The 12,445-nt window shown below is 35.8% G+C and carries 13 protein-coding genes; 2 read left to right on the top strand and 11 right to left on the bottom strand.

Annotated features, from left to right (window positions below; all coding sequences use genetic code 11):
- Positions 1–11 precede the first annotated feature (11 nt).
- Together EG359_RS12980 and EG359_RS12975 are read left to right on the top strand one after the other, a co-directional pair.
- The gene (locus EG359_RS12980) at positions 12–1,700 is read left to right on the top strand and encodes a C45 family autoproteolytic acyltransferase/hydolase (RefSeq protein WP_076356861.1); all 1,689 of its coding nucleotides are present in this window, start codon (positions 12–14) and stop codon (positions 1,698–1,700) included.
- Between the two features lie 133 nt (positions 1,701–1,833).
- Positions 1,834–4,476: a T9SS-dependent M36 family metallopeptidase gene (locus EG359_RS12975; RefSeq protein ID WP_076356859.1), complete on the top strand. Its 2,643-nt coding sequence runs from the start codon at positions 1,834–1,836 to the stop codon at positions 4,474–4,476.
- A 66-nt stretch (positions 4,477–4,542) separates the two neighbouring features.
- Here EG359_RS12975 and EG359_RS12970 read toward each other — a convergent pair whose 3' ends face one another.
- From EG359_RS12970 to EG359_RS12920, 11 genes are all read right to left on the bottom strand, one after another.
- Positions 4,543–5,715: a DUF2062 domain-containing protein gene (locus tag EG359_RS12970; protein ID WP_076356857.1), complete on the bottom strand. Its 1,173-nt coding sequence runs from the start codon at positions 5,713–5,715 to the stop codon at positions 4,543–4,545.
- A gap of 4 nt (positions 5,716–5,719) precedes the next feature.
- On the bottom strand, positions 5,720–6,196 hold the full coding sequence (locus tag EG359_RS12965) for a hypothetical protein (protein ID WP_076356855.1): 477 nt from the start codon (positions 6,194–6,196) through the stop codon (positions 5,720–5,722).
- Positions 6,193–6,573: a 3-hydroxyacyl-ACP dehydratase gene (locus tag EG359_RS12960; protein WP_084180538.1), complete on the bottom strand. Its 381-nt coding sequence runs from the start codon at positions 6,571–6,573 to the stop codon at positions 6,193–6,195. Before EG359_RS12960 ends, EG359_RS12965 begins: the two co-directional genes overlap by 4 nt.
- A gap of 2 nt (positions 6,574–6,575) precedes the next feature.
- Positions 6,576–7,175, bottom strand: a complete 600-nt coding sequence (locus tag EG359_RS12955) for an outer membrane beta-barrel protein (RefSeq protein ID WP_076356853.1) — start codon at positions 7,173–7,175, stop codon at positions 6,576–6,578.
- Positions 7,176–7,182: 7 nt separating this feature from the next.
- The gene (locus EG359_RS12950; RefSeq protein ID WP_084180537.1) at positions 7,183–7,818 is read right to left on the bottom strand and encodes a hypothetical protein; all 636 of its coding nucleotides are present in this window, start codon (positions 7,816–7,818) and stop codon (positions 7,183–7,185) included.
- Positions 7,784–8,410 carry a LolA family protein gene (locus EG359_RS12945; RefSeq protein ID WP_076356851.1) on the bottom strand — a complete coding sequence of 209 codons (627 nt, stop codon included), beginning with the start codon at positions 8,408–8,410 and terminating at the stop codon, positions 7,784–7,786. Before EG359_RS12945 ends, EG359_RS12950 begins: the two co-directional genes overlap by 35 nt.
- Positions 8,407–9,159, bottom strand: a complete 753-nt coding sequence (locus EG359_RS12940; protein WP_076356849.1) for a polysaccharide deacetylase family protein — start codon at positions 9,157–9,159, stop codon at positions 8,407–8,409. The genes EG359_RS12945 and EG359_RS12940 overlap by 4 nt, the downstream gene beginning before the upstream one ends.
- Positions 9,160–9,230: 71 nt before the next feature.
- Positions 9,231–10,292 carry a beta-ketoacyl synthase N-terminal-like domain-containing protein gene (locus EG359_RS12935; RefSeq protein WP_076356847.1) on the bottom strand — a complete coding sequence of 354 codons (1,062 nt, stop codon included), beginning with the start codon at positions 10,290–10,292 and terminating at the stop codon, positions 9,231–9,233.
- A complete protein-coding gene (locus tag EG359_RS12930) occupies positions 10,289–11,488 on the bottom strand; it encodes a beta-ketoacyl-[acyl-carrier-protein] synthase family protein (protein ID WP_076356845.1) in 1,200 nt (399 codons plus the stop codon). The genes EG359_RS12935 and EG359_RS12930 overlap by 4 nt, the downstream gene beginning before the upstream one ends.
- 59 nt (positions 11,489–11,547) lie before the next feature.
- Positions 11,548–11,805, bottom strand: coding sequence for a phosphopantetheine-binding protein (locus EG359_RS12925; protein WP_034692439.1), 258 nt, complete (start codon positions 11,803–11,805; stop codon positions 11,548–11,550).
- Positions 11,806–11,899: 94 nt separating this feature from the next.
- Positions 11,900–12,439 (bottom strand): 3-oxoacyl-ACP synthase, encoded by a 540-nt coding sequence (locus tag EG359_RS12920; RefSeq protein ID WP_084180547.1) that lies wholly within the window; start codon positions 12,437–12,439, stop codon positions 11,900–11,902.
- Positions 12,440–12,445: the final 6 nt, after the last annotated feature.

Below are 12,445 nucleotides of genomic sequence, written 5' to 3'. Positions count from 1 at the left end.
TAAAAACCACCGTGAAAAAAACTAATACGAATTATCTTCCCTATAAAAGACTCCTCATCTTTTTATTTCCTTTATTTATCCTGATTTCATGTGGGGTTTCAAAGTCTGTTAACCATCTTCCGGAGGTAAAGCAATATTCATTGGAAATTCCAAAAGTGAATAAAATTAATGATACCACCTTCAGCTATAATCAGAATTTTATCACCAAAAACAAGCAACAGCTTTGGGAGCTTTATATTAAAGGAAATCCTCTACAATTAGGCTATAATAACGGAGCATTAACTCAGGATTTAATGCAAAAACAGGAAGAGATTTTCTTCTCGAAAGTAGAAGGTTTTGTTCCTTCAAAATTTAAGCAGAAACTTTTGAATGGCTTCTTAAAATGGTACAACAGAAAAATGTATCTCAATGTAAGAGAAGATTATCAGGCAGAATTATACGGTTTGTCACAATATTCTTCCAACCAATATGACTTTATTGCTTCCAAGTATCTGAGAAATCTTTATCTGCACGGCGCACACGATATCGGGCATGCCATGCAGGATTTGGCGATGGTAGGATGCACCTCTCTTGCTGTATGGAATGAAAATACGGAAGATGGAGATTTATTGATTGGAAGAAACTTCGATTTTTATGTAGGAGATGACTTTTCCAAAAACAAGCTGGTGGAATTTGTAGAACCGGAAGACGGAATTCCCTACATGTCCGTAAGCTGGCCGGGGATGATTGGCGTAGTTTCCGGGATGAATAAAGAAGGAATTACAGTGACCATTAATGCAGGGAAATCAAAAATTCCTTTAACTGCAAAAACTCCTATTTCCTTGGTTACAAGAGAAATTTTGCAATATGCCAAAAATATAGATGATGCTATTGCTATTGCAAAAAAAAGAAAGGTCTTCGTCTCAGAATCAATTTTGGTGGGAAGTGCTCATGACAAAAATGCAGTAATTATTGAAGTTTCACCGAAAAATTTCGGAATATATAAAGTAGAGAATACAAGTAAGGTATTTTGTACCAATCATTTTCAGTCTGATACCTATAAAAATGATGCAAGAAATCAGAAACAGATCAAGGAAAGTCATTCTGCTTACCGTTATGAAAAACTACAGGAACTTCTAAAAGAAGAAAAAAAGCTGAATCCTGAGAAAATGGCTTCCATTTTAAGAAACAGATCAGGCTTAAAAGATGAAAGCATAGGGTATGGAAATGAAAAAGCCCTGAACCAGCTTTTAGCCCATCATGCGGTAATATTTTCACCTCAGAAAAAATTGGTTTGGGTGTCTTCCAATCCCTATCAACTGGGAGAATTCGTGTGCTATGACCTTAATGAAATATTTTCTGACCAAGGCTTACGGCCTAATGATTTCTCAAAATCACAACTTAATATTGCAAGGGATCCTTTTGCAGATTCACAGGACTTCAAAAACTACGAGGAGTACAGGCAGATAAGTTTTAAAATAAACGATGCCATTCACAATAAGGAAACACTTTCGGATAACTTTATTGCTCATTATCAGTCCTTAAATCCTGATTTTTGGAAAGGATATTTTATGGCGGGAAAATATTATTTTCATAAAAAAGAGTATTCAAAGGCAAAAATTGAATTTGAGAAAGCACGCACTAAGGAAATAACAACAGTTCCGGACCAGAAAACAGTTGAAAAGTATTTAAATAAAGCTATTAAAAAAATAAACAATTAATTGTTAAGCCTCTTTATTGTTGTTTTTGTTGCGAATTTATTTATTTTGAAAATATATTTCTATTAATAATGTAACATTTGGTGTTTTTTGACACTAACTGGGTAATCACATTTATTAATTTTAAGTATTACACATGAAAAAAATTCGACTTAGTGTTAAATTTCTACTATTTTGTTCATTTTTCAGTTTTGGGGTATTTTCTGCCCAAAAATATGAGCAAACAATTAAAGACTATGTTAATTCTGAAAAGGGAGCTTTCCAAAGAGTAAATCCGGAGCTTAAGGCTTTTAAAATTGTAAATATCGATCCTTCTCAAAGCTTAAAGGGTGATATTGTAGGAATCCAGCAAACGATCAACGGTTATCCTGTTTTTGGAAGCTCAGCTAATGTTCTGATCAGGGACGGAAAAGTTTTGAATTTTGCAGATACCTTTATTAAAACTTACCCTTCAGCGGTTAAAGGCAAGGAAAGCGCAAGGAGAGAGTCTTTAATTGCTGATGCTGCCAAAAAGATGAATGGCTTGTCTTCGGCAAAGAATATTGATGGCAAAGAGGAACATTTAAAGGCAAACGTTGTATATTTTGCTAAAGGAGGAGAGCTAATACTTGGTTATCAGGTTACTATTGAAGAAAAAGGAACAAGCAATATCTGGAATACTATTATCAGTACAGAAGATGGTTCTATTCTATATCAGGAAAATACAACCCTTTCCTGCAGTTTCCATGACGATGCCTACGAGCAACACTCTTCGGAGAATGAAAATCATAATCATGGGGCTCATGCAGCTATTTTCCCAAGTAATCTAAGTAAAACAAAAGAATATTCCAATCTTGTTTTAGCGCCTGATAATGCATCTTATAATGTATTGGCTTTTCCGGTAGAGGCTCCTACATTTGGGAGCCGTAGCCTTTTGAATAACCCTTGGGACCTGACGGCTTCTCCGGAAGGCTGGCATTCTGACGGAACCAACCACTATACAATAACAAGAGGTAATAATACGTTTGCATATACTGATGAAAACAATACCAATTCCCCGCAGTTTTCACCAGATGGCGGAGAAAGCAGAGTTTTTGATTTTCCAATGGATATTACCTTGGGACAACAGAACTATACCTCTGCAGCAGTAACCAATTTGTTTTATACTACCAATAAGATGCATGATGTATTTTATAAATTTGGGTTTACAGAGTCTGCAAGAAATTACCAAACCAATAATTTTACAAATGGTGGAGCAGGTAATGACCCTGTTCTTGCCGAATCACGTGATGGAAGCGGTATAAATAATGCCAACTTTAATCCTGGCGTAGACGGAACCAGCGGAAGAATGCAGATGTTTCTATTTGTACCTAATGGAGCCAGATATCTTTATTATAACTCCCCAGCAAGCTATTTGAACAGAACTCCGGCGGCAGGAACGGCTAACTTCGGTCCTCAGCTTATTGGTAGCGCTCCTGTAACAGGGGATTTAGCCCTTTCAACCCCCGCAGATGCGTGTACTGCAGTTACTCCTGGTAGCCTTACCGGAAAAATTGCAGTGGTAACAGCTGCTACATGTGGATTTGCTGTTAAAACAAAAAATCTGCAAAATGCAGGGGCAATAGGCGTGATACAATATCACCCAAACAGTGATCAGCCTGTAGGACTTGGTGGTACAGATGCTACCATTACAATTCCTACCATCATGGTTGGAAAATCAGAAGGCGAATTTTTGGTGAATGAAATAACCAATGGAGTAGTTGTGAATGCATCATTGAAAACAGAAGCTGTTTATAAGGATGCAAGTTTAGATAATGGAATTATAAGCCATGAGTATGGGCACGGAATATCCAATCGTCTTACGGGTACAGGAAGTTCTTGTTTATCTTATATCTCCTCCAATGAACAGATGGGAGAAGGATGGTCTGACTTCTTTGCTTTGATGATGACTACCAAACCAGGTGATAATGCATCCATAGCAAGAGGAATAGGTACCTTTACTTCCGGAGAGGGAATAAACGGAGGCGGAATAAGACCAGCAAGATATTCTCCTGATTTTGCAGTTAATAATTATACTTACGGACGAACTAACGGTATGAAAACCAACGGAAGTTTTCTGGGTATTGCAGTTACAGTACCGGATGTTCACAGTATAGGATTTATTTGGGCTTCAATGCTTTGGGATCTTAACTGGAAGTATGTAGAAAAATATGGATACAGCAGTAATGTTTTAGCTGATCCTAATAGCGGAAGTGCAAAAGTTTTACAGCTGGTAATGGATGCTCTTAAGCTACAACAGTGTAATCCTACTTTCGTACAGGGAAGAGATGCTATTATAGCTGCTGATTTGGCATCTACAGGCGGACAAAACAAATGTCTTATCTGGAATACATTTGCTAAAAGAGGATTAGGAGTAAATGCTTCTGCCGGTGCATTGGGCGGATTGGTATTTGGAGCCAATCAACCACTACCGGATATTACCGATCAGGTAGAGGACTTTACAGTTCCTGCGGATTGTGAAACATTGGCAGTAAAAGAGATAGAAAATTCTAAAGGTATTTCGATTTATCCAAACCCGGTAAGAAATGAATTTACCATAAAAACTCCGTCAGGAATGAATCTTTCAGGAATCACCACTGTTTCTATCTATGATTTTACAGGCAAGCTGATCTCTACAGAAAATATTAATCTTAATAAGCAAACTACCATTAATGCTAGTCAATTAATTAATGGAACTTATATTGTAAAAGTAAGCGGTAATTCAATCAATTATTCTCAGAAGATTATCGTTTCAAAATAGTAAAATAAATAATTAGGAAGCAAAAGCCTTGGAATATTATATTTCGAGGCTTTTCTTATTTGTAATTTAATTGTTTTCCGGATTCAGCTTATTCAGAAATAGAAAAGTGCTTATTCCTGCCAAGGCAGACAATGTAGTACTTAGTATGAAGCTTCCAATAACATATTGAAGCAGGTTATTCTTGATAAGCTCAAAATTTAGATCCTGACTTAAAATATTACTGTCTCCATGAACAAACGGAGAACCAAGGAACAATGATGCGGCAATAATAAACGGAATAAAGGGAGGAAGACTCACGTTGGAGGCTACAAATGCAAGAACTTTATTCAGCTTGAAAAGAACAGATAAGCTGATGACTAATAACGTTTGAAATCCCCAAAATGGAGATAGCCCGATAAAGACTCCCAAGGCAATGGAAAAAGCCTTTGTACGGTTGCTACCGTCGCTTTCCAGTACATCTTCCTTTATGAATTTTTTAAAGCTTTTTTTTTTGAAGTTATTCACGAAGTTTCTCGGAATAATATAAAAAAGAGTGATTGTTACTAAAATCGTATTCAAGATACTGATTCTTGTAAAATCCTTAAACGGCCTGAAATGCGAAACACGTTCTGCAGGGTCATACAAAACCTTGATAGGAACATTCTTTACCGGAACATGTCTCCATGCAGTCCTTACAATGATCTCAATTTCAAACTCAAATTTTGGAGTGAAATATTTCTTTGGAATTTTGTGCAAAGGATATAGCCTGTAACCGGATTGAGTGTCTTCCAGCTTAATTCCTGTTTCGAACCAAAACCAAAAATTAGAAAATCTGTTTCCGAAGCTGCTTTTCTTTGGAATACCATCTTGGGACATATTTCTGTTCCCAATTAATAATACCTCTTCATTTTCCTGAAGTAATGAATCTACAAATACAGGAATATCATCGGGATAATGTTGTCCGTCAGAATCAATGGTTATGGCATAATCATAGTTCAATTCCTTGGCTTTTCTGAAGCCTATTTTCAATCCGTTTCCTTTCCCTTTGTTCTCAGGCAGGGTGATGGTGGTAATGTGAGGATATTGAGCAAGAATTTGAGGGGTAGAATCGGTAGAACCGTCATTGACCACAATAATACTTTCGGTATAGTTCAAAACACCGTCTATTACCCTTTTAAGGGTTTTTTCATTATTGTAGGTAGGTATTAAAACGCAGATTTTCTTTTCAGAAATTGCATTTTGTACTTCAGCAAGGAACATTATATTATTTTAAAGTGGCTCTTTCAGCCTCGGTAATGGTTTTAGACTGCAATGCAAACCTTTTGATATAATTTTTCAGGGCTGCATTTTGTTTACTGTAATTGCTCAGTAGGAAAGCCTTGTCATCCTTTAGACTGCCTCGGTAACCCACAATTTTAGGAATGTTTTCCTGAACACTTAATCTTATCAGGCGTAATTCTGCGTTATTAGGATTACTTTTGATAATCGCCTCAAGACTTGTAGCTCCTGTTTTTACCAGAGTTTTTCTATTTCCCTTGGAAACCTTTGCCTCCATGATCTTTGCTGCTGCTTTATAGCCTAAAGTGACTGCATCAGAACCTGATTGCTTTTCTGCAATTCCTATGAATTTTTCAGTATTGGATGCAGAATCGTTGGCCTTGGCATAGCTGTTTCTCAAAGCTTCTATGTCAGACTGAAAGAAAAAAATAAATGCCGCTACGAATGATAAGATAAGTTTCATGCCGTTAATTTTTTATAGCTTACAGACAACTTTAATGCAATAGTCTCGCCAAAGGAAGTTATGTTTTTTACTTTAACATCTTCTTCATTTTCAGTAATATCCAATTGAAGTTTCAGATCCGGAGTTTCAAAAGGATTGATAATGGCCATAAATTTTACATTAGATGCCGTTTTTAAGAATAATTTTGAGCCTGTGAATTCTTCTGTCAGTTCCTTAATAATCTGCATCATACAAACCCCAGGTGTCACAGGATTTCCCGGAAAATGGCCCTTGAAAATATCATGGTCTTTATTTAGGTTGATATGCGCAATAAAACTTCCGTTTTCTGCTTTTTCGTGTGATGTTAAAGTATAAAAGTCTGTAAGAATGGTCTGCATAATTATTTTTTCATGTTAAATGTGTAGTAAACCCCTACCTGGAATGTTACATTGGTATGATCATTATTGATGTGTACGAAACCCTTTTTAATTCTGGCTTCAACACCTATATTTTTTGTAATATCATATCCGGCTCCAAACAGTAATCCCAAATCTGCTTCTGTAGGAGAGTCAATCTCTTTATGATCTGTCAAAAGTTCTAAAGTAGGACCAAAATGAAGATTAAATTTATCAAAATAAAATTTATTCACAATAGCTCCTCCTACATAGGAAAGAGTGACGGTTTTAGACGCTACAGAAGATTTTTGACTTTCAAATTTTGCTCCCTGACGTGTATAATAAATTTCCGGTTGAAGAGCGTAGAACTTTGCAAATCGGATATTCGCCTGAAAGCCTATATAAAAATCTACTTTTGATTTGATATCATAGGCATTGCTTCCATAGTGATATCCCTGATTATCGTTATAATAAAAGTAATCTTGTGCAGGTCCGTCAGATAGGTGTGCGATATTGGCACCTACTCTGATTCCCGGATTAAAAGTTACCTGTGCAAAAGATAAACTGGAGATAAGTGCAAAAAGCCAGAAATATATTTTTTTCATGTAGAAATTATTCAGTTTCGGTTATTTGAAATAGTTTTATATTGATCTTAAAATCCTTGTGTTGCAGATTTAAGCTGTCCGCGAAGATATGCTTTTTTGCATCAAATGTAAAATCGATTTTCTCCTTGTTGTTTTTGGTATAAATGATCTGTTTCAGTAGACCATTTTCCTTGTTGAAGAATAGATAATAGCCCTTGTTATCAATCCTTGAAAGATAGATTTTAGAACTTTCATTTTCAAAGCTTTCACTTACCGGATATTGTTTTTTCAATAGCTGTTGAAAGTCATTTTTTAGAAAATTAATCACGATTTTTTTATCCAGATCTGGGAGCACATAATTCAGTTTAAAATTATTGTCCGAAAGCTCAAAATCAATCAGCTTATTGCCAAAGTCAGAGGTTAATACGACACGGTGTGTCGTTTCGTTCAATTTTTTGATGATAAGGATTCCGCTTACATGATTTTTATAAATATCCATCTGACATTTATAAACATAATCTTCAGTAGATGAAAAATAAAGGTTTTCAACAGTTTTTTCAGTTGTTGAAACTGCCTTTACATCATTTAGCTGATATGTTTTACAGGAAACCACCAGTAATAGAATCAGGCTACAAAGTAAATTCTGACGCAGGAATTGAAGCATTGATCTTTGTATTTTTGAAAACAATATTCGTAGTATCACCTGAGGCCTCAGTCATATTAACCTGAGAAACCGTAGACTGGTTCTTTGGGAAATAAAGCTCAATCTGTTTGATGTATTTCAGCAGTTGTGAGGTCTTTGGAACAAACTTAGCCACATTGTAATTTCCATTCTTGAAGTAGGTTACTGTAAATTCAGGATCATTGAACATGGTTCCGTTTGAGCTTCCTACAATCAGTTTATTGATCTTTTCAAAAGTCTTACTTTTAGCATCCACAGAGGATTTTTTCCCTTGATCATTGATGAAGATCTTATTGCTTTTAAAAACAATGCTGTACTGATAAGGTTTTGTGTATTTCCAGCTCAGCATATTAGGAGTCTGCAATGACATTTTTCCGTAGGTTACAATGCTTTTATCCAAAAAATCCATTTTTTTGGTCTGCGTAAAATCACTTTGCAATGTTTTGATTTCCTTGGTGTCTGAGGAAACTTTTGACACAAATGCTTTGGCCTCGGCTCCTGACATTGCTGTATTTTGTGCAAAAAAGAAACCGGATATCAGTAAAAATGCTCCTAGGGCAATATTTTTAATCATTTTTTCCTTGAATTTGTAATTGAATCAACGGTAAATGTTGAGTACTTTTTATCTTTCAAAAATACTAATAAATCTACCAGTACACGATACGTTTTTTCTGAGGTATCATGAAGGAGAATAATACTCCCTTTTCTTAAATTTTTAGTAACTCTCTTGTAGATTTTCTTTTCGTCATCAATGATGGTGTCCAGAGAACGGACGTTCCAGCCGATGCTTATTTTATGAGTTTGTTTAATGGCTTTTGCAATGCTCGGATTCGTAACCCCGAAAGGAGGTCTGTATAAATTTGTCTGTATGTTTCCAATATTATTTATCACCTTATCACAGTTTTCAATTTCTACAATCATTTTAGAAGTTGATAAAAAACCTGTTGATTTAGAGTGGGTTAATGTATGGTTTCCAATAGTGTGGCCTTCAGCAATGATTCTCTGAAATGTTTCAGGATATTTTTCAATCTGTTTTCCGATACAGAAAAAAGTCGCCTTTATCTGATATTCTTTGAGTAAATCTAAAAACTTCGGCGTAAATTCGGTTGGTCCATCATCAAAAGTCAGAGCAATTTCCTTGATTTTTGTGCGTTTATGGGTAATACTGTTGACAAAATATCCCAGTTCAATAGCGAATGATCCCCAGACAACTACAGCAGAAAAAACAAGAAAACAAGCAATATACACCCAAAAGCTCCCCTGAAACGCATAGATAAAAACGTTGCAAAAGAGATAAAATAAGATGAATGAGTAGTGTTTCATCGCTCGCTGTTTTTGAATAGCAAAAATAATGTATTATCGGATAGTCTTTTAGGAATTTCGTGAATACATTATCAAGCTCTCTCCAATAATACTAAACTGTGATCACTGCCTGCAAGATGGTTGTAAAGAAGTACATTTTTTACTTCCTCTTTTTTCTTTTCATTAATCATCATCACTTCAGGAATTTGCTGCTCCTTAAGAATATGACAAGCCATGAAAGTAGAAAAACCACTTGCTGTATTAAATTCTCCACTCAGATGTTTGTAATATAATAAAGCTGAATCTGCAAATAGTCCCATTGCATTTGTATAGTAAACATCAGAGGAAGCATCACTACTGAAACCTAAGATTACAGCATCTATATCCTGTGCAGAAAGATTGTTTTCCGTTAAAAACTCCTGGATAAAGCTTTTCGTTTCATCCAATTCTAGTCTGTTACTGATTTTAATGTCTGTAAGTTTTGCGTAGGAATTTTCTGTTTTATCTTTTCCAACAACAAAAAAGCTGGCTCCTTCTCCCCAAATAACTCCTTTGGTGGTAGAATTCAGATGGTCTGCGGGAAGTTGACCTTCGTGTTTAATGGTATTATTTAAGCAGTAAAGCTCCATGGTTCTGTCAGTCTGCTCATCGGTAGAACCAACAAGGATATTTTCTGCTTCGCCATCAGAAATCTGAAGCTGGGCATCCAAAAATGAAAACTCCAGTGAAGAAGATGTGTTTACATACGTGAAATTGTACGCATGACACTGTAAACCAAGTGCAATTTGACCTGCAACGGTGTTATGAGTAGATTGAATAAAAAATGTAGGAGTTAAAAACTCTTCATGATTATCAATCACATTTTTCAAAAACTTTTCAGAATCCTGAGAACATCCCATCCCGGTTCCTACAATAATGGCATCCGGCTGTTCAATTCCTGCTTCCTTTAAAGCATGATGCGAGGCTACAGAACTCATTTTTACAGTCTTAGACATTCTCCTGATCATTGCGGGAGGAATGAATTCCTTGTAATTAGGTTCTATGGCCTTTATCATCTTTACCGAATTTTCCGGCTTAAGATTTTGAAGAAAATTTTCGTTTAAAGTGTCCTGAACGGAGATACAGGATGCACTGTTGATGTATACTGCACTCATGATTTTGAGAAGATTAAGGTTGAACAGTTTCCTCCAAACCCAAAGGAATTGGAAAGAACATGATTGATGGTCTTTTCCTTTAGTTCAGTAACCGGAGTTAAATCAAACTCTTCCATTTTGGTCTTAAAATTCAGGTTAGGAAAAATAAGGCTGCGCTGCATGGCCAAAATTGAAAATACAGCTTCAATTCCTGCTGCTGCTGCTAATGTATGTCCTGTAAATGCTTTTGTGGAGCTGAATTCAGGAACCTGATTCTCTCCAAAAATTCTGATCATGGCAATTCCCTCCGACAAATCGTTGTTGGGTGTTGCGGTACCGTGAACGTTGATATAATCTATATCTTCCTTTTTCAATCCTGAAATTTTCAAAGCCTGCTGCATTGCAAGGAATGCGCCTTGTCCATTTTCGGAAGAAGCTGTTTGGTGGTGAGCATCATTAGCATTTCCGTAACCGGAAAGATAGGCCAATACCTGTTTGTTTTCTTTTTTTACAATTTCCTCAGATTCAAGAACCAGATAGGCGGCTGCTTCTCCAAGGTTTAGTCCTTTTCTATCGTTGTCAAAAGGTGTATTGTAAGAGTCCGTGAGAATCATCAGGGTATTGAATCCGTTCAGTGTAAACTTTGAAAGCGAATCTGTTCCACCCACAATAACGCGGTCTAGTACTCCGTTTTTAATCAGCTTGGCTCCCATCATAATGGCGTTTGCTGCAGAAGAGCAAGCCGTACTGATGGTAGAAACCATGCCTTTTAATCCCAAATGATCAGCAATAACCAATGAGGAATTTCCGGCATCATGAGCGTCAATGTATTTTTGCTTTTCAGGAAAGTCTTCGTAGGAGTAGAAATACTTTTCAGTAATATCCATTCCTCCCACACTGGTAGATGAGATAAGTCCCGTTCTGTATTCATTAATATCTGAAATTCCGGCACTTTCTACAGCTTCCTTTGCAGCAACCATCCCTAATAAGGAAGTTCTTGTTACATTATTATCTTCATCAAGGTGAAGCTTTTGCACAAGTTCCTCATTGGATAGTTTTATTTCACCCGTTTTAATTGTTCCTGCATGGCGGGTCTCAAACATCTGAATATCTGAAATACCATGTTTTCCGGATTGTAATGAAATAAAATTTTCCTCCACATTGTTTCCAATGGAAGAAATGATGCCCATCCCTGTTATGGCAATTTTTTGGCTCATTGTATTAAGTAATGTAACAGTTTATCAATGAGGTACATTGATAAACTGTTATTTTAATTTTATTTTGTTCTGTTGTCTTCAATGAATTTAGCCATTGTATCGATAGATTGGAAAATTTCTTTTCCTTTTTTAGGATCGGCTAATTTGATTCCGTAATCTTTATCAAGAAGAACGATAAGTTCTAAGGCATCAATAGAATCAAGACCTAATCCTCCTCCGAATAATGGGTCTGTATCTTTGATTTCCTCTACAGAAACATCTTCAAGGTTAAGTACTTCAATAATTTTGTGTTTCAATTCAGTTTTTAAGTTTTCCATAATTTAGTTAATTTACCAATATAGTAATGTTTCAATTTGCCTATTTTGGGATGGCTTCGTTGTTACATTGTTACAAGGTTATAGTGTTGTATTTTTATAAGGTCAGCAAATATACAAAAGCTTTATAATTTTCCTGATATAATTCAACCCAGCCACATAATACTTTGTCTGCTTTCCCTGACCGGAGGATTTGTTCAGAATAATCGTTTAAAAATTCTTCATCAAACTCATCCAATACAAAAAAGGCATTTTCTGTCTGTATTTTGTGTTTAATGCTGATTTCCCCTACACAAATGTTGGGTAATGTGTACACGAATACAGCAGGGCTTGGAAAGTAATTTTCCTGAGAATTGATACTTTCCTGATATTTAAAATCAGTATCCAAACTTGATGATTTGTTGGCAAAAACCAATGCTGTTCTGCTATGGTCTTCATCCTTTAAAAGCATTTCGGCAGAAAGAAAGGCAAGTTTGCTTAAGCTGTCCATTTTGTGAAATTTAGGATAGCTAAGGTTCATGCTTTTATAAGCATCCTTTGCAAATTCCTGAAAAGTTTCGTTCTGGCTTTCAAAAATAATATCTCCGTTGATGGTTATTTTTGAATGTTCTATGGTACAGGTGTTTGTTTTTTTCATCAGCTT

The organism is Chryseobacterium joostei (genome assembly GCF_003815775.1).
GTDB classification, from domain to species: Bacteria; Bacteroidota; Bacteroidia; order Flavobacteriales; family Weeksellaceae; genus Chryseobacterium; species Chryseobacterium joostei.
This window is presented reverse-complemented; position numbering and strand designations above follow the sequence as displayed.

What these genes read in the sequence shown, in the direction of transcription:
- EG359_RS12975 (WP_076356859.1), top strand. Translation starts at nt 1,834, where the DNA reads ATGAAAAAAATTCGACTTAGTGTTAAATTTCTACTATTTTGTTCATTT.
- EG359_RS12970 (WP_076356857.1), bottom strand. Translation starts at nt 5,715, where the DNA reads ATGTTCCTTGCTGAAGTACAAAATGCAATTTCTGAAAAGAAAATCTGC.
- EG359_RS12965 (WP_076356855.1), bottom strand. Translation starts at nt 6,196, where the DNA reads ATGAAACTTATCTTATCATTCGTAGCGGCATTTATTTTTTTCTTTCAG.
- EG359_RS12960 (WP_084180538.1), bottom strand. Translation starts at nt 6,573, where the DNA reads ATGCAGACCATTCTTACAGACTTTTATACTTTAACATCACACGAAAAA.
- EG359_RS12955 (WP_076356853.1), bottom strand. Translation starts at nt 7,175, where the DNA reads ATGAAAAAAATATATTTCTGGCTTTTTGCACTTATCTCCAGTTTATCT.
- EG359_RS12950 (WP_084180537.1), bottom strand. Translation starts at nt 7,818, where the DNA reads ATGCTTCAATTCCTGCGTCAGAATTTACTTTGTAGCCTGATTCTATTA.
- EG359_RS12945 (WP_076356851.1), bottom strand. Translation starts at nt 8,410, where the DNA reads ATGATTAAAAATATTGCCCTAGGAGCATTTTTACTGATATCCGGTTTC.
- EG359_RS12940 (WP_076356849.1), bottom strand. Translation starts at nt 9,159, where the DNA reads ATGAAACACTACTCATTCATCTTATTTTATCTCTTTTGCAACGTTTTT.
- EG359_RS12935 (WP_076356847.1), bottom strand. Translation starts at nt 10,292, where the DNA reads ATGAGTGCAGTATACATCAACAGTGCATCCTGTATCTCCGTTCAGGAC.
- EG359_RS12930 (WP_076356845.1), bottom strand. Translation starts at nt 11,488, where the DNA reads ATGAGCCAAAAAATTGCCATAACAGGGATGGGCATCATTTCTTCCATT.
- EG359_RS12925 (WP_034692439.1), bottom strand. Translation starts at nt 11,805, where the DNA reads ATGGAAAACTTAAAAACTGAATTGAAACACAAAATTATTGAAGTACTT.
- EG359_RS12920 (WP_084180547.1), bottom strand. Translation starts at nt 12,439, where the DNA reads ATGAAAAAAACAAACACCTGTACCATAGAACATTCAAAAATAACCATC.